General features: G+C 77.9%; 14 protein-coding genes. 12 read left to right on the top strand and 2 right to left on the bottom strand.

Going from position 1 to position 22,956, the window contains the following annotated elements:
* The first annotated feature begins 67 nt into the window (after positions 1-67).
* A complete protein-coding gene (gene acs, locus ADEH_RS10620) occupies positions 68-2,023 on the top strand; it encodes an acetate--CoA ligase (protein ID WP_011421099.1) in 1,956 nt (651 codons plus the stop codon).
* A 41-nt stretch (positions 2,024-2,064) separates the two neighbouring features.
* Here acs and ADEH_RS10615 read toward each other — a convergent pair whose 3' ends face one another.
* The gene (locus tag ADEH_RS10615) at positions 2,065-2,700 is read right to left on the bottom strand and encodes a MarC family protein (protein ID WP_011421098.1); all 636 of its coding nucleotides are present in this window, start codon (positions 2,698-2,700) and stop codon (positions 2,065-2,067) included.
* Between the two features lie 55 nt (positions 2,701-2,755).
* A complete protein-coding gene (locus ADEH_RS10610) occupies positions 2,756-3,934 on the bottom strand; it encodes a GDSL-type esterase/lipase family protein (RefSeq protein ID WP_011421097.1) in 1,179 nt (392 codons plus the stop codon).
* Between the two features lie 135 nt (positions 3,935-4,069).
* On the opposite strand from ADEH_RS10610, the gene ADEH_RS10605 reads away from it, so the two are divergent.
* The 11 genes from ADEH_RS10605 (at position 4,070) to ADEH_RS10555 (ending at position 22,937) form a co-directional block, all read left to right on the top strand.
* A complete protein-coding gene (locus ADEH_RS10605) occupies positions 4,070-4,339 on the top strand; it encodes a hypothetical protein (protein WP_041453484.1) in 270 nt (89 codons plus the stop codon).
* Positions 4,340-4,412: 73 nt separating this feature from the next.
* Positions 4,413-5,096: an ABC transporter ATP-binding protein gene (locus ADEH_RS10600; protein WP_011421095.1), complete on the top strand. Its 684-nt coding sequence runs from the start codon at positions 4,413-4,415 to the stop codon at positions 5,094-5,096.
* 7 nt (positions 5,097-5,103) lie between these two features.
* Entirely contained in the window at positions 5,104-7,632 is a 2,529-nt protein-coding gene (locus ADEH_RS10595) for an FtsX-like permease family protein (RefSeq protein WP_011421094.1), read from the top strand.
* Positions 7,622-8,794, top strand: coding sequence for a lipocalin-like domain-containing protein (locus ADEH_RS10590; RefSeq protein ID WP_011421093.1), 1,173 nt, complete (start codon positions 7,622-7,624; stop codon positions 8,792-8,794). Before ADEH_RS10595 ends, ADEH_RS10590 begins: the two co-directional genes overlap by 11 nt.
* 28 nt (positions 8,795-8,822) lie before the next feature.
* Positions 8,823-10,016, top strand: a complete 1,194-nt coding sequence (locus ADEH_RS10585) for an HDOD domain-containing protein (RefSeq protein WP_011421092.1) — start codon at positions 8,823-8,825, stop codon at positions 10,014-10,016.
* A gap of 58 nt (positions 10,017-10,074) precedes the next feature.
* A complete protein-coding gene (gene aceK, locus ADEH_RS10580) occupies positions 10,075-11,835 on the top strand; it encodes a bifunctional isocitrate dehydrogenase kinase/phosphatase (RefSeq protein WP_011421091.1) in 1,761 nt (586 codons plus the stop codon).
* A gap of 77 nt (positions 11,836-11,912) precedes the next feature.
* Positions 11,913-12,527, top strand: a complete 615-nt coding sequence (locus ADEH_RS10575) for a chalcone isomerase family protein (protein ID WP_232287473.1) — start codon at positions 11,913-11,915, stop codon at positions 12,525-12,527.
* 184 nt (positions 12,528-12,711) lie between these two features.
* Positions 12,712-18,636 carry an Ig-like domain-containing alpha-2-macroglobulin family protein gene (locus tag ADEH_RS10570; RefSeq protein ID WP_011421089.1) on the top strand — a complete coding sequence of 1,975 codons (5,925 nt, stop codon included), beginning with the start codon at positions 12,712-12,714 and terminating at the stop codon, positions 18,634-18,636.
* A gap of 42 nt (positions 18,637-18,678) precedes the next feature.
* Positions 18,679-20,985 (top strand): penicillin-binding protein 1C, encoded by a 2,307-nt coding sequence (pbpC, locus tag ADEH_RS10565; protein ID WP_232287472.1) that lies wholly within the window; start codon positions 18,679-18,681, stop codon positions 20,983-20,985.
* The gene (locus ADEH_RS10560) at positions 20,982-22,238 is read left to right on the top strand and encodes a SpoIID/LytB domain-containing protein (RefSeq protein ID WP_011421087.1); all 1,257 of its coding nucleotides are present in this window, start codon (positions 20,982-20,984) and stop codon (positions 22,236-22,238) included. The genes pbpC and ADEH_RS10560 overlap by 4 nt, the downstream gene beginning before the upstream one ends.
* Before the next feature lie 12 nt (positions 22,239-22,250).
* On the top strand, positions 22,251-22,937 hold the full coding sequence (locus ADEH_RS10555) for a class I SAM-dependent methyltransferase (RefSeq protein ID WP_011421086.1): 687 nt from the start codon (positions 22,251-22,253) through the stop codon (positions 22,935-22,937).
* Positions 22,938-22,956 lie beyond the last annotated feature (19 nt).

The raw sequence follows: 22,956 nt of genomic DNA, 5'->3' as shown, positions 1-22,956 counted from the left end.
CGGCCACGCGGCGCCCACCGCTCCTGGGGGCGACCGAAACCACGTCGCGTACCCCAGAGGTGCACGCATGGCTACCGAGACCGCTGATCCCAGGTTCCCCGATCTCACCGAGGCGCAGCGCGCCGCCATCGAGGCGCTGTCCACGGACGAACGCACCATCAAGGCGCCGGTGTGGCTCGCGCAGCGGGCCCACGTCGCGAACGACGCCGTCGAGCGCGCGTTCGCGCAGGAGGAGCCAGAGGCGTTCTGGCGCGAGAAGGCGAAGCTCGTGGACTGGATGCGGCCGTTCGAGGAGGTGATGCGCTTCGACCCGCCGCGCCACGAGTGGTTCGTGGGCGGGAAGCTGAACGCCTCCGTCAACTGCATCGACCGCCACGTGTTCGGCGATCGCCGCCTCAAGGCCGCGCTGATCTGGGTCGGCGAGGACGGCGAGGAGCACACGTACACGTACAACCGGCTCTACCGCGAGGTGGGCCGCTTCGGGAACGCGCTCCGCAAGCTGGGCGTGAAGAAGGGCGACCGCGTCATCATCTACATGCCGCTCACGCCGGAGGGCATCATCTCGATGCTCGCGTGCGCGCGCATCGGCGCCATCCACTCGGTGGTGTTCGCCGGCATGGGCACGCAGGCGCTGCGCAGCCGCATCGAGGACTCCGCCGCCAAGGTCGTCATCTGCTCGGACTTCACGCTGCGGCGCGGGAAGAAGATCCCGCTGAAGCCCACCGTGGACGAGGCGGTGCGCGACCTGTACTCGGTGGAGCACGTGGTGGTGCACCGGCGCGGCTCGCGGCCCGGCGACGCGCCGTTCACGTTCGAGTCGGAGCGCGAGCACGACTTCTACGACGTGCAGGACGCGGCGGCCATCCACTGCCCGCCCGAGCCGATGGACGCGGAGGACCCGCTGTTCATCCTCTACACGTCCGGCACCACCGGGAAGCCGAAGGGCGTGGTCCACACCACCGGCGGCTACCTGGTCGGCACCACGTACCTGGCGCGCGCCTACTACCAGATCGGCGACAAGGACATCTACTGGTCCACCTCGGACATCGGGTGGATCGTCGGCCACTCGTTCATCGTGTACGGGCCGCTGTCCGTCGGCGCGACCATCTTCACGCGCGAGGGCGTGCCGGACTACCCGTCGCCCGAGGTGACCTGGGAGCTGTGCGAGCGCTACGGCGTGGACGTCATGTTCACCGCGCCCACCGCGGTGCGCATGTGGATGAGCCACGGCGGCGACGCGCCGGCCAAGTACGACCTGCGCAAGCTGCGGCTCATCGCGTGCGCCGGCGAGCCGCTCAACCCGGAGGCGCACCACTGGGCGCAGCAGCACCTGGTGGGCCAGTCGAAGGGTATGGTGGTGGACAACTGGTGGCAGACCGAGATCGCCGCCCCGGTGCTCGGGACGCTGCCCACGTTCGACGCGCGGCCGGGCAAGGTGGGCAAGCCCATGCCCGGCGCCGACGTCGCCATCCTGGATCAGGGCGGGGAGCCGGTGCCCGAGGGGCAGGGCGGGCTGCTCGTGATCCGCAAGCCGCTCCCGTACATGCTGCGCACGGTGTGGAACGACCACGCCCGCTACGAGAAGTACTGGACGCAGATCCCCGGGGTCTACACGGCGGGTGACATCGCGGTGAAGGACCGCGACGGCTACTTCGCCGTGCTCGGGCGCGCCGACGACGTGCTGAACGTGGCCGGCCACCGCATCGGCACCGCCGACGTGGAGGGTTCGCTGCTCCGCCACCCGGCGGTGGCCGAGAGCGCGGTGGTGGGCCTGCCCGACCCGGTGAAGGGCGAGCGGATCAAGGCGTACGTGGTGCTCCGCAAGGGCGTCCCCCAGGGCCCCGGCGTCATCGGCTCGCTGAAGGACCACGTCCGCCAGGACCTCGGCCCCATCGCGACCCCGTCCGACGTCGAGCTCCGCGCCACGCTGCCGAAGACGCGCTCCGGCAAGATCATGCGGCGCTACCTGAAGGCCGTCGAGATGGGCCAGGACCCCGGCGACGTCTCGACCATGGCCGACTGAGGACCCGCGGCGCGCCCCTCCCGCCGCGCGGCGGGAGGGGCTCAGCGCCCGAGCATGTCCCGGACGATGGGCTTCAGGCCGGCGAAGAAGAACTCGACGGCGATCACCATCACGATGAGGCCCATGATCCGGACCAGCACCTTGTTGCCGCTGGGGCCGAGGAACGCGAGCAGCGGCTTCGCCGACACCAGCATCGCGTAGGTGAGGACGTGCAGGCCGAGCAGCACGACGAGCAGCACGGCCTTGCGCGCGAGGTCGTGCGCCTCGCTCATCAGGATGATCACGGTGGTGATCGCGCCGGGGCCGGCGATCACCGGGATCCCGAGCGGCGTGATGGCGATGTCCTCGGCGTAGCCCTCCGGGGCGGGCTCGTCGTGCTTGGTCCGCGACGGGCGCGCCTGGAGCATCTCGTAGCCGACCAGCAGCAGGATGATCCCGCCCACCACCCGCAGGCTGTTCACCGAGATGTTGAAGAACCGGAAGACGAGCTGCCCGCCCAGCGCGAACACGAGCAGCACGCACAGCGCCGTGATCGTCGCCCGCCGGGCCACCCGCCGCGCCTCGTCCCCCGACAGCCCGGAGGTCATCGACACGAACGGCGGGAGCACGCCCACCGGGCCCATCATGGTGAACATCGACACGAAGACGAGCAGGCCGTAGTCGAGCAGGGGCTTCATGCGCGCGGGAGTGAAGCACGCCCCGGGCGCCGCCGCCACCGCGCGTGCGGCGCCGCTACGGGGGCGGGTAGAGCGGCGCCGCCGCCTCGGCCCACAGCCGGCTCATCGCCACCGACCCCGCGGCGTCGGGGTGGAGCCCGTCGGCGAGCCGGTCCGGGCGGTCGCGGAACCAGGCGTACAGGTCCGGCCCGGGCAGCAGCCCGTGCTCCGCCACCACCGCGTCCACCACCGCGTTCTTCTGCGCCACCCAGTCGTACCCGTAGCGCGTCTGGAACGGGATGCGGGCCACCACCGGGATGCGCCCCGCCGCCCGGACGCGCGCCACGATCCGCTCGAGGCCGGCGCGGAGCCGCGCGAGGTCCCCGTCGTTCGCGCCGAGCACGATCGCGAACACCTTCGCGTCCGGGTTGAGCGCCAGCACCTCGTCGATCCGCTCGGCCACCTCCCAGGTCCGCGCGCGGCAGAACCCCGCGTCGATCATGGCGGGCTGGTAGCCGGGGTGCGCCCGGGCGATCGCGTCGGCGAAGCTGGGCCGGTGCGCCGGGGCGCGGTCGAACACGCCGGCGCCGATGCTGTCCCCCAGGAACACCCAGACGTCGTCGCCGCCGAGCGAGAGGTCGTGGACGTCGATCTCGTCGAGGAACAGGCCCCACCGGTTCACCCCGGGCGCGAGCCCGGTGACGACCAGCCGCACCCAGCGCCGGCCGGCGAAGTCGAGCGCGTGCGCGCGGCTGCGCACGGGGTTCGCGCGGACCTCGACCTCGGTGCGCCAGGTGCCGTCGCGGCCGTCGCGCGAGTCCGCCGAGGTCTCGATGCGGTAGTCCACCGGCGCCCCGTACTGCTGCTCGCGGTAGTCGTGGTTGTGGGAGGAGGTCCAGGAGAGGAGCACGCGGGTCGGGCCGCGGCCGAGGCGGAGCGCCACCCAGGCCGGCGCCGCCGGGCTGGGGACGCCGCCCGCCCAGGCGTCGCCGCGGTAGACCCCGTCCACCAGCACCCCGGCGCCGGGGCGGCTGGCGGCCACCCGGACGCCGCGGGAGAGCAGGCGGGCCGGGCGCAGGGGACCGCCGTGCGGGCTGGGTCCGGCCCGCTCCGCCCGGGCCGCCGCGGCGCGGGCGCGGCGCGCCGGGGTGCGCTCCCACGCCACCATGCCTGCCGCCGCCAGGACCGTCGCGATCGCGAGCGCCACCGGCAGGAACGCCGGGCGGCCCGGCGGCCGGGGAGCGGGGTGGGACACGACCGCGGGTTCTAGCGCCGGCCGGGGCGGGTGTCCACGGACGCAGGCCGGGCGGCAAGGCGTACACGCCCGCTGCCCAGGCGCGCTCCTCGCGCCTTGCCCGCCGTCAGGGACGCACGCTACCCTGCCCGGATCGTGGGGGAGGAGCGCTCAACAGCCGAGATCATCGCCGCGTCGCTTGCGACCTGCCTCGGCCCGAACACCGCGCGCACCGCGGTGCGCACGTTCGCGGACCGCGCCCTGGCGCGCCGGCCCGAGGACCTCACGCGCGCCGACGTGCCGGCGCTGCTGGACGCGCTCCGCCCGATGCTGCGCACCCTCCTCGGCCAGGATCCGGCCGATCTGGTGCTGGCCGAGATCCGCGCGCGGCTCGCCGAGCCCCCGGCCCGCGCCCGCCGCGCCTAGCCGCGCCCAGGCCCCGGGCGCCCGACGCGCCGCTTGAACCCGGCGCCCCGCCGCGGCATGGATCGGGTCGCGCATGGCGCCCGTGCTCACGCTCCGTGAAGTGACCCGCACCTTCGCCGGCGCCGGCGGCGTCGCGCTGCCGGTGCTGCGCGGCGTCTCGGCCGAGCTGCCCGCCGGGCGCGCGGTGGCGATCACCGGCCGGAGCGGGTCGGGCAAGTCCACCCTGCTGCACCTCGCGGCGGGCATCGACGCGCCCACCTCGGGCGAGGTGCTGCTCCTCGGACGGTCGCTGGGCGCACTCCCCGACGCGGAGCGCACCCGGGCCCGGCGCGACCACGTGGGCCTGGTGTTCCAGTTCTTCCACCTGCTGCCGCACCTGTCGGTGGAGGACAACGTGCTCGTGCCGGCGCTGGTGGCCGGCGACCCGCCCGGCCCGGCGGCGGCGCGCGCGCGGGACCTCCTCCAGCGCGTGGGGCTGCCGGAGCGCGCGCGCGACCCGGTGCAGCAGCTCTCCGGCGGCGAGATGCAGCGCGTGGCGCTGTGCCGGGCGCTGCTGCGCCGCCCGAAGCTGCTGCTCGCCGACGAGCCGACCGGGAACCTGGACGAGGCGAACGGGCAGAAGGTGATGGACCTGTTGCTGGCGCTCGCGCGCGAGGAGGGGAGCGCCGTGCTGTACGTGACCCACAGCCGCGAGCTGGCCGCGCTCGCCGACGCGACCTGGACGCTGCACGCCGGCCGGCTGGAGCAGGGCGGGTGACGGCGCCATGAGAGCCTACCTGGCGCGCGCCGTGGGGCGGGAGCTCCGGGCCGGCAAGGCGCTGTTCCTGCTCTCGGTGGCGGGCGTGGCGCTGGGCGTGGGCGCGGTCCTCTCCATCCAGATCCTGAACGGCAGCGCGCTGGGCGCGTTCGCCGGCACGGTGCGCGCCGTCTCCGGCGACGCCGACCTGTCGGTGCTGGGCTGGACCGGCGCGCTCGACGAGGCGCTGTTCCCGGAGGTGCTGGCGGTGCCCGGGGTCGCCGCCGCGCGCCCGCTCTGGCGGGCCGACGCGGTGGTGGAGGGGCGCCCCGGCGCGTCGCTGGAGATCCTCGGCGCCGACCTCCTCGGCGCGGCGCGCGGCCCGTCGGCGCTGCCGCCGGGCGCGCTGGAGGGCGCGCTCGGGACCCCGGGCTGGGTGGCGCTGACGCCCGCCTGGGCGGAGGAGATGGGCTGGCGCGAGGGGGACCGGATCGACGTGTCGCTCGGCTCGCGCCGCGCGCGGCTGGTGGTGGGGGCGCGGGTGGACTTCCAGGCGGCGGCGCCGCTGGCGAGCCGCCGGCTGGCGCTGATGGACCTCGGGCAGGCGCAGGGGCTGCTCGGCGCGCGCGGCCGCATCCACCAGATCGACGTCCGCGCCGCGCCGGGCGTGGCGCCGGCCGCGCTGGCGGAGCGGCTCTCGGCCGCGCTGGGCGATCGCGCGCGGGTCGCCACGCCCGAGCAGCGCACCGTCGAGGCCGGCGGGCTGCTCTCGGCCTTCCGCCTGAACCTCACCGCGCTGTCGCTGGTCTCGGTGCTGGTGGGAGGGTTCCTGGTCTACGCCTCGGTGCGCGCCTCGCTGGCGCGGCGCCGCGAGGAGCTGGGGCTGCTCCGGGCGGTGGGCGCGACCCGGGCGCAGGTGCTGGGGCTCGTGCTGGGCGAGGCGGCGCTGCTCGGGATCCTCGGGACGGCCGCCGGCGTGCCGCTGGGCTGGCTCGCGGCGCGGGCCAACGTGGGCGCGGTGTCCGGCACCGTCCGCAACCTCTACCTGCTGGAGGGGATCGACCGCGTGGCGCTCACCCCCGGCCTGGTCGCGCTGGGCGCGGCCACCGGCCTGGCGGGCGCGCTGGCGGGCGCGCTCTGGCCGGCGCTCGACGCGGCCCGGGCCGACCCGCGCGCGCTGCTCGCCTCGATCGCGGTGGAGGAGGGCGCCGGGGCGCGGGCGGGCCGGCTGCTCGCGGCGGGGCTCGCCGCGCTCGCGGCCGGGCTGGCGGTGTACGCGCTCGCCGGCCAGCGGGTCGCCGCGGCGGGCTTCGCGCCGGCGGTGGGCATCCTGGTGGCGGTGCCGCTCGCGACGCCGGCGCTGCTCCGCGGGATGGGGCGCGCCGGCCTCCCGCACCGGCTCGGCATCGCCTACGGCCTCCGCAGCCTGGGCGGGCGGCTCTCGGCCTCGGCGTCCGCGGCGGGGGCGCTGGCGGTGGCGGTCGCCATGCTCGCCGGCGTCACCGTGATGGTGGGGAGCTTCCGCGACACGGTGGAGCGCTGGCTCGACGCCACGCTGCGCGCCGACGTCTACGTGACCACGCCCTCCTGGCGGCGCGCGCGCAGCGAGGCGACGCTCGCGCCCGAGGTGCTCGCGGCGCTGCGCGCCTGCCCCGGCGTCCGGTCGGTGGACGTGCTCCGGCAGCACACCGGCTACACCGGCGACGGCCGCCGGGTGCAGGTCTCCGGCGTGGACGCCGGCGTCCCCGGCGCGGAGCGGCGCGTGGCGCTGGTGGCCGGCGACGCCGCCGAGGCCATGCGGGCGCTGCGCGAGCGCGGGGCGGTGCTGGTCTCCGAGCCGCTCGCCCGAAGGGCCGGGCTGGCGCCGGGGGGCGCGCTGACGCTGCGCGGGCGCGCGGGCCCGGCGCGCTTCCCGGTGGCCGGCGTCTACCGCGACTACGGCGCCGAGGGCGGGGCCGTGCTGATGGATCTCGGGGCGTACGCGCGCGCGTTCGGCGCCGGCGCGCCGTCCAACGCCGCGCTCACGCTCGCCCCGGGCGCCGATCCGGAGCGCGCGGTGGCGGCGCTGCGCACGGCGCTCCCCGGGGCCGCGCTCCAGATCCGCTCCAACCGCACGCTCCGCGCCGAGGTGCTCGCCATCTTCGAGCAGACGTTCGCGGTGACGCGGCTGCTCGAGGCCATGGGGCTCGTGATCGCCGCCGCGGGGGTGACGCTGTCGCTGCTGGTGCTGGCGCGCGACCGGCGCGCCGAGCTGGCGCTGTACCGGGCGCTGGGCGCGAGCCGCGGCCAGCTGTTCCGGGTGTTCCTGGGGCGCGGGCTGGCGGTGGGCGGCGCGGGGCTGGCGCTCGGGCTCCTGGGCGGCGGCGCGCTGGCGATCGTGCTGGTGCGCGCGGTGAACCCGGCCTTCTTCGGCTGGACGCTGGGGATCTCGGTCCCGCTCCGCGCGCTCGCGCTCGAGGCGCTCGCCATCCTCGCCGCCGCCGCCGCGGCCAGCCTCTACCCGGCGCTCGCCGCGAGCCGCACGCCGGCGCAGGAGCTCTCCCGCGATGCGCTCTAGCGTGCTCGCCCTGGCGCTCGCGGCCTCGCTCGCCGCCGAGGCCGGGGCCGCGCCGGGCGGCGCGGCTGGGCCCGCGAGCGCGCCGGACCGGCGCGGCGCGACCTGGGCGCCCGCCGACCCGGCGCACCGCTGGAGCTTCCCGCGCGACCACCACGCCCACCGCGAGTACCGGAACGAGTGGTGGTACCTCACCGGCACGGTGGAGGACGCGGCCGCGCCCGGCCGCCGGCTCGGGTACCAGGTCACGTTCTTCCGCGTGGGCCTGGTGCGCGAGCCGCCGGCGCTCGACTCCGCCTGGGCGACCGGCGGCGCCGTCATGGCGCACCTCGCGATCACCGATCCGGGCGCGGGGACCCACCGCTTCGCCGAGGTGCTCTGGCGCGACGTCCCGATGCTGGGCGGCTTCGGGGCGGACGGCGATCCGGTGCTGGCCTGGGCCGTCGCGCCGCCCGGCACCGCGGGCCGCTGGGCGCTCACGCTCGCCGCGGACGGCGCGTTCGCCCTCTCGGCCCGCGACGACGCGCAGGGGATCGCGCTCGAGCTGGTGGCGCGCCCGGAGCGCCCGGTGGTGCTGCAGGGGCCGAACGGCTACAGCCGCAAGGCGGCCGCGCCCGGCCACGCCAGCCTCTACTACTCGTTCACCCGGATGGCGACCTCCGGCACGGTGACGCTCGGCGGCCGGGCGCGCGCGGTGCGCGGGACGAGCTGGATGGACCGCGAGATGGGCTCGTCGCAGCTCGCCCCGGCGCAGGTGGGCTGGGACTGGTTCGCGCTCCGGCTCGCCGACGGGCGAGACCTGATGCTCTACGCGCTCCGGCGCGCCGACGGCACGGTGGACTTCCGCCGCGCCACGCTGGTGACGCCGGACGGCGCGGTGCGCTGGCTCGACGCGGACGCGTGGCGCGCCGAGCCGCTGGGGCGCTGGCGCAGCGAGGCCACCGGCGCCGAGTACCCGCTCGGCTGGACCGTCACGGTTCCGTCGGCGGGGATTCGCCTCACGGTGCGGCCGGAGCTGGAGGCCGCGGAGAACGTCTCCTCGCGCGTGCCCGGGCTCGCCTACTGGGAGGGGCCGGTGCGACTCACGGGTCCGGACGGCCGCGCCGCGGGCGAGGGATACGTCGAGCTGACGGGCTACGGCGCGCGGGCGCGGCCGCCCATCTGATCGGCGCGCTGAGGTAGACTCGCGGCGCATGATCGACCTCGACAGCGCCGTCGTGGACTTCGTGGCGCGCAAGCAGGTGAAGGTCCCGCCGTATCCCGCGGTCGCGTTCCAGATCGACGCGCTGCTGCGCAGCCTGGACTACGGCCTCGACGACCTCGCGAAGCTGGTGGCGTCGGACCAGGTGCTCGCCGCCGACGTCCTCCGCTGCGCGAACACCGCGCTGTACGCGCGGGGCGCGCCGGTGGCCTCGGTGAAGCAGGCGGTGCAGCGCATCGGCGCGAGGGACGTGGCGCGGCTGGCGCTCGCCTCGGGGCTGGGCGCGCACGTCCTCGCGGCCGGCAAGCTCGCGCCGCTGCGCCGGCGCGTGTGGATGGACGCGCTCGCCTCGGCGCTCCTGTGCCAGGCGCTGGCGCGCGGGCGCGGGCTCTCCCCCGAGATCGCGTTCTCGGCCGGGCTGCTCCACGACTTCGGGAAGGTGGTGGCCATCGCCTGCCTGGAGGACCTGCTGGCGCGGCGCGAGGGCGAGGCGCCGCGCGAGGCCGCCGAGTGGGCCGCCGTCGCCGAGCGCTACCACGTGGAGCTGGGCGTGGTGATGGCGGCGCAGTGGGAGCTGCCGCCGGTGCTCGCCGACGTCGTCGCGCTGCACCACGCCGAGCGCATCGGCGCGGCGGCGGACCCGCGCTACGTGGAGACCGTCGCGGCGGTGGACGAGGTGGTGCGCATGCTGGGCGACCGGACGGCGGTCTCGGCGGACGACCTGGCCGAGGCGGCGCTGCTCGACGCGCCGGAGCGGCCGCTGGTGGCCCGCACCATCGAGGTGCTGCCCGGCTTCGTGACCGCGTTCGAGCGCCCCGAGGCCTGGAAGGTCGAGCTGGGCGCGAGCCCGATCGCGGCGCCGGCGTCCCCGCCCACGGTGGCCGCCGCGGGGCGGCCGCTGCCGTACGCCATGACCCTGCGGCTCGGCGGGGCCGAGCACGTCTTCGACGTCTGCGCCATGGGCGCGACCCAGTGCGTGGTGTCCGGGCCGTGCGCGCTGGCCGAGAACGTGCTGCTGGAGATGAAGATCGCCTGCGACCCGGCGCTGCGCGGCTTCGCCACCGTGAAGCTGTCCTGGACCGAGGGCGGGCAGACGCTGCTGCTCGTGCAGCCGTACGGCCTCCCCACCGAGGCGCTCGCGCGGTGGAGGGAGCTCGCGGACGGGGCCGCGGTTGCGGCGGCCTGACCGGCCCGCCCCGCGGCCGCCCGCGGCGACGGCGGCGCGGGTCGCTTAGAACCCTCGCATGCTCGACGAGCGGGGCGCGCTCGCGCGGGGCGCGGCGGAGGCCATCCGGGCGGGGTACGAGGCGTACCAGGCCGAGCGCGCGCGGATCACCGCGCGGGCGCGCGGGCGCTTCGAGGCGCGCGACTGGGCGGGCGCCCAGCGCGACGCGCGGGAGCGGCTCGACCTGCGCGACGGCGTGGTGCACCGGACGGTGGGCGAGGTCCGCGCCGAGCTGGGCGGGGCGGTCCAGGACCGCGAGGTGTGGCGCCGCGCCAAGGAGGCGTTCGAGGCGGTGGCCGCGGCCCGGCCGGACGCCGAGATCGCCGGGTCGTTCTTCAACTCGGTCACCCGGCGCGTGCTCACCACCGTCGGCGTGGACCCGGCCATCGAGTTCCTGGCCGCCGACGCGCCGCCGCCGCGCGAGGACCCGCCGCAGCACCGCGCCTTCGCGCGCGAGGCGACCACCGAGGCGCTGCTCGCGCGCATCCTGCGCGCGGCCCCGATCTCGGCGCCGTTCGAGGACCTGGCCCGCGACGCGCGCCTCGCCGCGCTGGAGCTGGACGCGCACGTGCGCGGCCTGCCGGACCGCCAGCCCATCGACGCGGTCGAGCTGGCGCGGCCGGTCTTCTACCGCGGGAAGGGCGCGTACCTGGTCGGCCGGATCCGGCGCGGCCGGCACCTGACGCCGCTGGTGCTGGCGCTCGCGCACGGCGACCGCGGCGTGGCGCTCGACGCGGTCCTGTTCACCGAGGAGGACGTGTCGATCGTGTTCGGGTTCACGCGCTCCTACTTCCACGTGGCGCTGGAGCGGCCCCGCGCCATGGTGGCGTTCCTGTCCACGCTGCTGCCGCTGAAGCGGCGCTCCGAGCTCTACACCGGCCTCGGCTACCACAAGCACGGCAAGGCCGAGCTGTACCGCGAGGTGGCGCAGCACCTCGCCGAGGGCGACGACCGCTTCGTGCCGGCGCGCGGCGACCGCGGGCTGGTGATGTGCGTGTTCACGCTCCCGGGCCTGGACGTGATCTTCAAGGTCATCCGGGACCGCTTCGCGCCGCCGAAGCAGACCACCCGGCGCGAGGTGATGGACCGGTACCGCCACGTGTTCCGCCACGACCGCGCCGGCCGGCTGGTGGACGCGCAGGAGTACGAGCACCTCGCGTTCCCGGCCGCGCGCTTCTCGCCGGCGCTGCTCGAGGAGCTGCGCACCGAGTGCGGCGACGGCGTGCGGGTGGCGGGCGGCGAGGTGGCCATCCGGCACCTCTACGCCGAGCGCCGGGTCACGCCGCTCAACCTGTTCGTGCGCGAGGCGGACGAGTGGACGGCGCGCCAGGCGGTGCTCGACTTCGGCTGCGCGCTCCGCGACCTCGCCGCCACCGACACGTTCCCCGGCGACCTGCTCCTCAAGAACTTCGGCGTCACGCGCCACGGCCGCGTCATCTTCTACGACTACGACGAGCTCACCCGGGTCACCGACTGCAACTTCCGCGACCTGCCCGGCGCGGGGCCCGGCGACGGCGACGACGGCTGGGGCGGCGGCCCCGACGCCGGCTACGACGGCGGCGACCCGCCGTTCTACGTGGGGCCCGCCGACGTGTTCCCGGAGGAGCTGCTGCCGTTCCTCGGGCTGACGGGGCGGCTCCGCGAGGTGTTCCTGCGGGCCCACGGGGAGCTGCTCACGGGCCGCTGGTGGCGCGACATCCAGGCGCGGCTGCGGGCGGGGGAGATCGTGGACATCTTCCCGTACCGCGAGGAGCAGCGGCTCCGCCACGCCCATCCATGAGCCGATCCGAGACGACCCGACCTTCCCGGGACCTGGCCCGAACCCCGGCCCCGCGTGCCAGGATGCGCCGCCCTCGCGTGCCCTCCCTGGCCTCCACCGCTGCGCTGGCCGCCCTCCTGCTCGTGCTCCCGGCCCGGGCCACCGCCTCCGGCGACGCGCCGGTGCGGATCGGGGGCGCGGCGTTCCCGGCCTGGCAGGACGCGGGCGGCGCGCATCTCAAGCTGCAGGGGGCCGGGCTGTTCCGCTGGGGCTGGTTCGTGAAGGTCTACGCGGCGGCGCACTACCTCGACGCCGCGGCACCGGGCGCGCCGCCCGACGCGGACGTGGCGCGGCGGCTCGAGATCGCGTGCCTGGTGAACGTCAGCGCGGCGGAGCTGGCCCGCGCCACCGAGCGGCTGCTGGCGCGCGCGCACGGGCCGGAGGTGATGCGATCGCTGGGCGGCCGGCTGGCGCGGCTGCGCGCGGCGTACGTCGGGCTGAGGCCCGGCGACCGGTACGCGCTCACCTACACGCCGGGCCGCGGCACCGAGCTGTCGCTGAACGGCCGGCCGCTGGCGCGCGTGGAGGGGGCGGACTTCGCCCGGGCCTTCTTCTCGATCTGGCTCGGGAGCCGGCCGGTGGACGGCGGGCTGCGCGACGCGCTGCTCGGCGCGGGCGCCGGCCCGGCGGTCCGGTCCGGATCGCGCGGCTGATCGCGGAGCGCGGCCCGGCGCCGCACGCGAGCGTTGCACCCACAGCCTGCGGTGTGTCCTACTCGGCGCGCACCTGCGGCACGGCGGACACGGCCCCGCGGTCGGCGCCCGAAAGCTCCCGGACTCCGCGGGGGTGGTCGCTGGCCTCCCGCCTGCAACGCCGTCGCCCGGACCGGGAGGACCCATGCTCCGCAAACCGCTCGCCGCCGCCGCGGCCCTGCTGGCCGCCGTCGCCCTCACCGCCTGCGGTCGCGGCTGCCGCCCCGCGCCTGCGCCCGAGGGCGTGGCGCTCTCGCCGCTGCCCGAGCCGCCCCCGCTCGTCATCCCCGAGGGCGCGACGGCCGCGGCCGGCGAGCTCGCGGTGGTGGCGGCGCGCCCGGTGGGGCCGGCGGAGGGCGAGGTCCGGCCCGCCATCACGTTCTCGCGCCCGGTGGTGGCGCTCGGCGCCGCCGACCCGGCGCACGATCCCGCGGCCGGCATCACGATCTCGCCGCCGGTGGAGGGCGAGTGGCGCTGGCTCGGCTCGGCCACCGTGGAGCTCGTGCCGCGCGCGCTCCTCCCGCTCGCGACGCGCTTCACCGTCACCGTCCCGGCCGGCCTGCGCGCGGTGGACGGCGCCGCGCTCGCCGCCCCGTACGCGTTCACCTTCGAGACGCCGCGCCCGGTGGTGCAGCGCCTCCTGCCGCGCGAGGGCTACGGCTGGCTGGCGCCGCGCGAGCCGGTGTCGCTCGTGCTCGACCAGCCGGTGAAGGACCTCGCCGCGCACCTGCGCGTCAAGGTGGGGGGCGAGGACGGCTGGCCGTACGCGCTGAAGGCGATCCCGGTCGCGGACGAGAAGCCCGCCGGCCCCGGTCGCCGCCTCCCGCCGCCCGACCCGTCCGCGCGCACCGGCCGCGATCGCCGCGTCCGGTACGAGCTCACCCCGCAGCGCCCGTACCCGCTCGACACGCCGGTGGAGCTGCGCATCGAGGGCGAGCTCGCGGGCGCGGAGGGCCCGCTGACGCTGGAGGGCGCGCCGCGCTTCGCGCTCAGGACCTACGGGCCGCTGCGCGTCGCGGCGGTGGAGCCCTGCTGGTGGGGCGGGGAGCGCTGCCCGCGGGGCCCGGTGCGGATCCGCACCACGAACCCGGTGGACCGCGCCACGCTCGCCGCCGCCGTCACCATCACGCCCTCCGTGAGGATCGACTGGGACGACGTGGAGGTCTCCGGCCCCGACGCGAGCGGCGCCGAGGTGATCCTGCCGGCGGCCTTCGCGCCCGGGACCCGCTACCGGATCGCGATCGGGCCGGCGCTCCGCGACGTGTTCGGCCAGGCGCCGGCGGAGCGGTTCGAGCGCACCTTCGACACCTCCGACCTAGAGCCCGAGCTGGACGCCGGGGACGAGCTGGCGCTGCTCGAGGCGGGCGGGGACGGCGCGCTCCCGGTGGGCGCCACCAACCTCCGGACGGTGGAGGCGACGCTCGCGCCGCTCGACGTCCCGGCGCTGGCGCGCCTGCTCGCGAAGCCGGATCGCACCGACCTGGGCGGCGGCCCGACGGTGTCCCGGACGCTGGACGTGTCGGGGACGCGCAACGCCGGCCGCACCGTGCCGCTCCCGGTGCGCGAGCTGCTGGCGGGCCGCGGCACCACGCTGTTCGCGGTGCGGGTGGTGGCGCCGGAGATCCGCGTCGAGCAGCCCTGGCAGCGGTGGCGGCGCGAGCGGCGGATCGTCGGCCAGCTCACCGACCTCGCCGTGCACGCGAAGCTCGGCGCGACGCGCGGCGTGGTCTGGGTGACGCGGCTCTCCGACGGCCAGCCGGTGCCGGGCGCCGACGTCGCGCTGCACGATCGCGACGGCATCGAGCGCTGGCGCGGGCGGGCCGGCGCCGACGGGCTCGCCGACGTGCCGGGGCTGGCGGAGGTCATCCCGCCGCACGGGCGCGAGCCCGAGTCCCCGTGGGCCACGCCGTTCGCGCTCGTGTCGGCGCGGGCCGGCGGCGACCTCGGCGTCACGCTCTCGAGCTGGTCGGGCGGCCTCGACCCGTCGGCGCAGGACGTCCCCACCGACTGGGACGGGACCGAGCCGCGGCCGCTCGGCGGCGTGTTCGCGGACCGCGGGATCTACCGGCCCGGCGAGAAGGTGCACCTGAAGGGCCTCGTCCGCACCCGCGCGCTCGGCCGGATCGGGACGCCGGCGCGCGGCAAGGCGGCGGTCACCGTGCTGAGCGCCCGCGGGAAGGAGATCTGGTCCGGCGAGGCGGCGCTGACGCCGTTCGGGACCTGGTCGGCCGAGGTGCCCATCCCCGCCGACGCGCCGCTGGGCGCGTTCGAGGTGCGGGCGCGGGTCGCGGCGGGCAAGGCGGTGCTGCCGTACCACGCCGGCTTCCGCGTGGAGGAGTACCGCGCGCCGCAGTTCCAGGTGGACGTCACCGCGCCGGCGCGCGAGGTGACCGCCGGCGAACCGCTGCGCGCGGAGGTGCTGGCCCGCTACCTGTTCGGCGGGGCCATGCCCAAGGCGGCGGTGCGCTGGACCGCCGCCCGCGAGTCGATCGACTTCCAGCCGCCGGGGCACCCGGGGTTCGGGTTCGGCCCGCAGACCTGGTGGTGGGACGACGAGGCGCCGCAGCGCACGGCGGACGTGGTCGCCTCCGGCGCGGGCGAGACCGGCGACACCGGCCACCTCGCCATCGACGCGGGCAAGGCGGAGGCCACCGGCGGCCGGACGTTCGCGGTCACGCTCGAGGCCGAGGTCACCGACGTGAACCGGCAGCGGATCGCCGCCCGCGCCGCGGTCACCGTCCACCCGGCGGCCGTGTACGCCGGCGTTCGGCGCCGCGGCGCCGGGTTCGCCGAGGCGGGCCGGCCGGGCGAGCTGGAGGTCATCGCGGCGGCGCCGGACGGCGCGGTGCGCGCCGGGATCGCGGTGGACCTGGTGGTGAAGAAGCGGGAGTGGCGCTGGATCCGCAAGAAGGGCGTGGGCGGGCGCTGGGTCACCGAGAGCGAGGTGGTGGAGGAGCGGGCCGGCGGCTGCGCGCTGCGCACGCGGGAGGAGCCGGTGGCGTGCGCGTTCACGCCGCCGGCGCCGGCGCTGTACGTGGCCGAGGCCACGCTGAAGGACGCGCAGGGGCGGACGCAGGTGACGCGCTTCCCGTTCTACGCTGCCGGCGCGGGCTGGGTGTCCTGGCAGCGCGAGGACACCGGCAGGATCGACCTCGTGCCGGACCGGCAGGGCTACCAGCCGGGCGAGGTGGCGAAGGTGCTGGTGAAGAGCCCGTTCCCCCGTGCAGAGGCCATCCTCACCGTCGAGCGCGAGGGCGTGCGCTCCGCGCGCCGCGTGACGCTGGAGGGCAGCGCCACCACGCTGGAGGTGCCGATCGCCGAGGACGACCTCCCGAACGTCTTCGTGTCGGTGCTGCTCGTGCGCGGCCGCGTCGCCGCCGCCGACGCGGGCGGGGCGCCGGGCGGCCCCGGCGCGGATCCGGGCCGCCCCGAGGTGCGGGTCGGGTACGCGAAGCTGTCGGTGGAGCGGCGGGCGAAGCGGCTCCAGGTGGCGCTCGAGCCGGATCGCGCCGAGAAGCGGCCGCGCGAGCCGGTGGAGGTGCGGGTCCACGTCACCGACCACGCCGGGAAGGGCGCGCCGGCCGAGGTCACGGTGTGGGCGGTGGACGAGGGCATCCTCCGGCTCACCGGCTACGAGCCGCCCGACCCGGTGGCGCTGGTCCACCCGGAGCGCGGCCTCTCGGTGCGCCTGGGCGAGTCGCTCATCCACCTGGTGGAGCGGGCCCGCTACGGCGAGAAGGGGCGGTCGCCGGGCGGCGGCGGCGGCGGGGAGGGCGCCGGCGCCGGCTTCCGCACGCGCTTCGAGACCACGGTCCTGTTCGCGCCGGAGGTCCTCACCGACGCCGAGGGCCGGGCCACGGTGCGGTTCACGGTCCCCGACAACCTCACCACCTGGCGCATCATGGCGGTGGCGGTGTCGCGCGGCGATCGGATGGGCGCGGGCCGCTCGAAGGTGACGGTCTCGAAGCCGCTCCTGGCGCTCCCGGCGCTGCCGCGGCTGGCGCGGGTGGGCGACCGGTTCGAGGCCGGGGTGGTGGTGCACGCGCCCGGCGCACCGGCGCAGGAGGTGGAGGTCCGCGCCGAGGCGAGCGGGCTCGTCCTCGACGGGCCGGCGGTGAAGAAGGTCAGGCTCGACGGGGCGCCGCGCGAGGTGCGGTTCGCGTTCCGGGCCGACGCGCCGGGCGAGGCGGTGCTCCGGTTCGCGGCGCACGGCGCGGCCGGGCAGGACGGGGTGGAGCAGCGGCTCCCGGTGCGGCTCGCGGTGGAGCAGGAGGCGGTGGCCGTCTCCGGCGACACGCGCGACCGCCGGCGCGAGGCGCTGGCGCCGCCGGCCGGGGCGCGGCCGGACGTGGGCGGCCTGGAGGTGCGGCTCGCCTCCACCGCGCTCGCGGGCTTCTCCGAGGGCATGCGGCAGCTCGTCGAGTACCCCTACGGCTGCCTGGAGCAGCTCTCCTCGCGCCTCGTGCCGTTCATCGCGCTCCGCGAGCTGCAGGGCCGGCTCGGCCTGCGCCACCTGCCCGGCGAGCGCGCGCCGTCGCCGCCGGCCTGGGCGCGCGCCTGGCTCGGCGACGAGGTGTTCCGCATCCAGGAGACCGACGATCCGGACGAGGTGGTCCGGCGGACGGTGAAGGCCATCGAGCGGCTGCAGGGGCCGGACGGCGGCTATCGGTACTGGCCCTCCTCGGAGTGCTCGGCGCCGTGGGCCTCGTCGTACGCGGTGCTGGCGCTGGGCCGGGCCGCCGAGCTGGGCTACCCGGTGGATCGCGCGGCGCTCTCGCGCGGGCAGAAGTACCTCGCCGGCACCGTGGCGGCCGGGCGCTGCACGCGCTGCGGCGGCTCCTGCGCGACGCCGGACGATCCCACCCGCGTGTTCGCGCTGTACGCGCTCGCGCGCACGCGCGCGCCGAAGGCCTCGTTCCACGCCGAGCTGGTGGCGCGCCGCGCGGCGCTGCCGCTGTTCTCGCAGGCCATGCTGGCGGACGCGCTGCTCGTCACCGGCAGCCGCGACGAGGGGCGGCGGGTGCTCCAGGAGGTCCTGAACCACGTGAAGGAGTCGCCCACCGGGGCGCACCTCGAGGAGGCCGACCCGCGCACCTACGCGCCGCTCTGGTCGTCGGACACGCGCACCACCGGCATCGTGCTCGGCACGCTCGCCTCGGCCATGCCGGACCACCCCTACGTGCCGAAGCTGGCCGCGTGGCTGGCGGGGGTGCGCCGCGCCGACGGGCGCTTCCGCAACACGCAGGAGGCGGCGTTCGCGCTCCTCGCGCTGTCCGAGGTGCTGCGCACCCGCGAGAAGGACGTGCCCGACTTCACCGCCCGCGTCTCGCTCGCGGGCGCCGAGGTGGCCTCGGCGCGCTTCGCCGGCCGGAGCGCCGAGGCGGTGCGCCGCGAGGTCCCCATGTCGCGGTTGCCGCGCGGCGGCGGCGCGCTCGACTTCGCGCGGGACGGCGCCGCGGGCGTCCTCTACTACGGGGCGGTGCTGCGCTGGGCGCCGGCCGAGCTGCCGCGGGAGCCGCTCGAGCGCGGCATCCACGTGCAGCGCTGGATCGAGCCGTACGACGGGCAGGCCGGCGGCGGGCAGGTCCGCGCGGTCGCGGCCGGAGACCTGGTGCGGATCCGGGTGCGGCTCGGCACCTCGCAGGAGCGCCACCACGTGGCGGTCTCGGTGCCGGTGCCCGCCGGGCTGGAGATCGTGGACACCTCGCTCGCCACCACCGCCGCCGTCCCGGCCGCGCCCGCGCCCGAGGCGGACGGCGAGGACGCGGAGGAGGGCGAGGGGTACGCCTGGGAGTCGGCCGAGGACCTCTCGGAGGAGGAGGCCGGGCCGCCGGCGGGCTGGGCCTTCCGCTTCTGGAGCCCGTTCAACCACCAGGAGCGGCGGGACGACCGGCTGGTGCTGTTCGCGGACTCGCTGCCGCCGGGGCTCCACGTGGCGACGTTCGTGGCGCGCGCCACGACGCCGGGCACGTTCCTGCTCGCGCCGGCCCGGGCCGAGGAGATGTACGCGCCGGAGGTGTTCGGGCGCTCCGACGCGGGCACGTTCGAGGTGCGGGCCGGGGGCCGGTAGGGGGCCGCGGTGCGGGAGGCGTCTCAGCGGGCCGCGAGGGCCGTGCGACCCGCCCTGGTCCGCGTCGCGGCGGTGCTGGCCGGCCTCTCCGCGGTGGCGGCGCTCGCGGCGGGGGTCTTCGTGGCCTGGCCGCTGCCGGACGGCCTCCTCGAGCGCCGGCCGGTGGCCGCGGTGCGCTTCACCGACCGCGACGGCGGCCTGCTGCGCGAGGTGGCCTCGCGGGCGGACGGGCGGAGCGTGCCCCTGCCGCGCGGCGAGCCGGTGCCGCCCCGGGTCCGCGCCGCGTTCGTCGCCGCGGAGGACGCGCGCTTCGAGCGCCACCCGGGCGTCGATCCGCTGGCGGTGGCGCGGGCCGGCTGGCAGCTCGTCCGGCACCGCCGGGTGGTCTCGGGCGCGTCCACCCTCACCATGCAGCTCGCCCGCGCGCTCGTGCCGCACCCGCGCACCGCCGGCGGGAAGCTGGTCGAGGCGCTGTGGGCGCTCCGGCTCGAGGCGCACCTCGGCAAGGACGAGCTCCTCCGCGCCTACCTCGACCGCGTCCCGCTCGGCGGTGACCTCTACGGCGTGGAGGCGGCGGCCGCGCTGTACTTCGGGCGGCCGGCGCGGACGCTCTCGGCGGCGCAGGCGGCGCTGCTCGCCGGGCTCGCGCGCGCGCCCTCCGCGCTCGACCCGCTCCGGCGCCCGGAGGCCTCGCGCGAGCGCGCGCTGGCGGTGCTCGGCCGGATGGAGGCGCTCGGCCTCGTCGGCGCCGAGGAGGCGCGGCTCGCCCGGGAGGCGCCGCTCGACCTCGCCGCGCCGGAGCGGAGCTTCGAGGCGCCGCACCTGGTGGAGGCGCTCTCGGGCCGGCTCGGCGCCCTCGGCCTGGACGCCGCCGCCGAGGTCGAGACGGCGCTCGATCGCGGCCTGCAGCGCGACGTGGAGGAGCTCGTCCGCGCCGAGCTGGCCGGCGACCCGCGCCTCGGGAACGTCGCGGTGATCGTGGTGGACAACGCGAGCGGCGAGGTGCTCGCGTACGTGGGCTCGGCCGACTTCCTCGACGCGGCCGGCCTCGGCCAGAACGACGGGGTGCGGGCGCGGCGCCAGCCGGGCTCGGCGCTGAAGCCGTTCGCCTACGGCCTGGCGCTCGCGCGCGGGTACACCGCCGCGTCGGTCCTGTCCGACGTCGAGGTGCGGCTCGCCACCCCGACCGGCGACTGGGTCCCGCGCAACTACGACCGGCGGGCGCACGGGCCGGTGCCGCTCCGCGCCGCGCTGCAGAACAGCTACAACGTGCCCGCGGTGCGGCTCGCCGAGGCGCTCGGGCCGGAGCGGGTGCTGCGCACGCTGCGGGCCGCCGGGTTCGAGTCGCTCTCGGGCGGCGCCGACCGGTACGGCGCGGGGGTGGTGCTCGGCAACGGCGACGTGACGCTGCGCGAGCTGGCGCGCGCGTACCGCGGGCTCGCCCGCGGCGGCCTGCTGGAGCCGCTCCGGGAGGTGCGGGCCGCGCGCGACGCGGCCGGGCGGCCGCTGCCGGTCGCGCGCGAGCTCGCGCCGCGGCGCTTCCTGCCGGCGGGCGCGGTGGCGCTCCTCACCGACATCCTCTCCGACGAGGCGGCGCGGGCGCCCGCGTTCGGCGTGCACAACGCGCTCCGGCTCCCGTTCCCGGTGGCGGCCAAGACCGGGACCTCGCGCGCGTACGTGGACAACTGGACCGCCGGCTACACCGCGGAGCGGACGGTGGCGGTGTGGGTGGGGAGCTTCGACGGGCGGCCGATGCAGGGCGTCTCGGGGATCACCGGCGCCGGGCCCGTGTTCGCGCGCGTGATGGTGCGCGCGATGCGCGGCATCGAGCCCGCGCCGCTGGTGGACCGCGGCCGCTTCACCCGCGCCCGCGTGTGCCCGCTCACCGGCCTGCGCGCGGGGACGGGCTGCCCGGGGGCGCTCGAGGAGGTCTTCCTGCCCGGCACCGCGCCCTCGGCGGCCTGCGCCGCGCACGCGCACGGCCCAGGCGCGCCGGTGGCGCTCGCGCCGGAGCTGCTGGGGTGGGCGCGCGCCGAGGGGATCGCGGCGGTGGCGGACGGCGCCGCCGCGGACGCTGGCGCGCCGCGGGTGCTGCTGCCCGCCGACGGCGACGAGTACCTGGTCGAGGCCGGGTATCCGGAGGGCGCGCAGGGCATCCCGCTCCGGCTGGCGCTGCCGCCGGGGACGGCGCGGGCGGAGGTGCGGGTCGGGGGCGAGCGGCTCGCGCTCGGGCCGCCGTTCGCGGCGCGGCTCGCGGCCCGGCCCGGCCGCCACCGGCTGGAGGTGTGGCTCCCCGGCGGCGCCGCGCCGGCCGCGGTCAGCACGTTCACCGTCCGGGGCGCGCCGTGAGCGCGCCGGGCATCCTCGCGGCGCTGCTGCTCCTGACGGCCGCCCCGACCGCCGCGTCGTCGGCGCGCTCGGTGGCCGCGCCTGCGGCGCCTTCGGTCGCCGCGACGGCGGCGCCGCCGGTGGACGTCGAGCTGCTGGCGCGCCTCGCGCCGCGGCGGCTCGAGCTGGAGGCCGGCGGGCGCCGGCGGTCGGTGGTGGCCCGCGGCGACGCGCTGGTGGTGGACGGGGTGGCGGCCGGCGCGGCGCTCGCGCTGCCGGCCCGCACCTGGCGCGTCGTCGCCGGCCACCGGGACGGCCTCGCGACCCGCGCGCGCACCTACCGCGCGGCGCTCCGGATCCGCGCCGAGCGCGGGGTGCTGCGGGTGCGCGCCACGATGGCGCTCGAGGACTACGTGGCCGGGGTGGTCGCCTCGGAGGCGCTGCCGGGCACGCCGCGCGAGGCGCTGCGCGCGCTGGCGGTGGTGGTCCGCTCCTACGCGCTCGCCGCGCCGCCCCGCCACGCGGACGGCGCCCGGTGCGACCTCGCCCACTGCCAGCTCCTGCGCGGCGGCGGGGCGGATCGCGCGCACGAGGCGGCGGCGAGGGCAGCGGCGCGCGCCACCGCGGGCGAGGCGCTGCGCCTGCCGGGCGGCGCGGTGGCGGCGGCGCCGTTCCACGCCGCCTGCGGCGGCCACACCGCCGATCCGCGGGAGGCATTCGGCGGCGCGGGCATCGGCGCGGCGGCGGTGGCCGACCCGGGCTGCGCGCCGGAGCGCTGGCGCGCGGCGCTCGATCCGGCCGCGCTGGCGGCGGCGGTGCGCGCGGCGCTCGCGGCCTCGGATCCGGGCGGCGCGGCGGCGGTGCCGGCGCGGCTCCGGGCGGCCGACCTCGCGGTGCGCGCCGGCGCGGGCGGGTGGGTGGCGCAGGTGGCGGGCGCGGACGGCGGCTGGGCGCTCGGGGGGGACGCGTTCGCGCGCGCGGCCGACGCGTCCGCCGGGCGCGGGGTGGTGCGCAGCTCGCGGTTCCGGCTCGCCTCCGCCTCCGGCGCAGGGCGCCCGGTGCTGGAGGGCGCCGGGCGCGGCCACGGCGTGGGGCTCTGCCAGGCGGGCGCCGCGCGGCGGGCGCGGGCCGGGCAGGGGTACCGGGAGATCCTCCGGGCGTACTTCCCGGGCGCCGCCGTCGCGACGGCGCGGGCACCGGATGGGCCGTCCATCGAACGATCCGCCGATGCGGGCGCACGCCGCGCCCTACCGCCGGGCGGCGCGCGGCGCTAGCCTCCGGGCACCATGCCGAAACCCTTCGACGAGTCGCACGCGGCCTCCTACGACGCGCAGTTCGCCGCGCTCGCCCCGTTTCGCGACGCGCTGCACCTGGTGACGCGGATCGCGCTCGACGCGCTGCCCGCCGACGCCCGCATCCTGTGCGCCGGCGCGGGCACCGGGGCGGAGCTGCTGTACCTCGCGGCGGCGTTCCCGGGGTGGCGCTTCACCGCGGTCGATACCTCGGAGCCGATGCTCCGCCGCTGCCGGGCGCGGGCGGAGGCCGCCGGGGTCGCCGACCGGTGCCAGTTCCACGTGGGCACCGTCGGTGACCTCCCCGGCGCGGCGGGCGACCACGACGGCGCGACGGCGCTGCTCGTGTCGCAGTTCCTGGTCGATCGCGCGGCGCGGCAGGCGTTCTTCCGCGCCATCGCCAATCGCCTGCGGCCCGGGGCGCCGCTGGTGGTGGCCGACCTGGCCGCGCCGTCGCTGTCGGGCGGCCTGGCCGCGCTGTGGGGGCGGGCCTGGCTGCACGCGGGCGTGCCGGCGGAGCAGGTCGCGCGGATGCCCGAGACGTTCGCGGAGCAGGTGGCGGTGCTCCCGCCGGACGAGGTCGCCGCCCTCGTCGCGGCGGGCGGCTTCGACGCGCCGCTCCGGTGCTTCCAGAGCGTCCTCATCCACGGGTGGGTGGCGCGCCGGAGCGACGGGCCGTGAGCGCCCGGCGCGCGTTCCC

It is taken from the genome of Anaeromyxobacter dehalogenans 2CP-C (assembly GCF_000013385.1).
In the GTDB taxonomy this organism is placed as follows: domain Bacteria; phylum Myxococcota; class Myxococcia; order Myxococcales; family Anaeromyxobacteraceae; genus Anaeromyxobacter; species Anaeromyxobacter dehalogenans_B.
The sequence above is the reverse complement of the archived record's forward strand: the minus strand, read 5'-3'. Positions and strand labels throughout refer to the sequence as shown.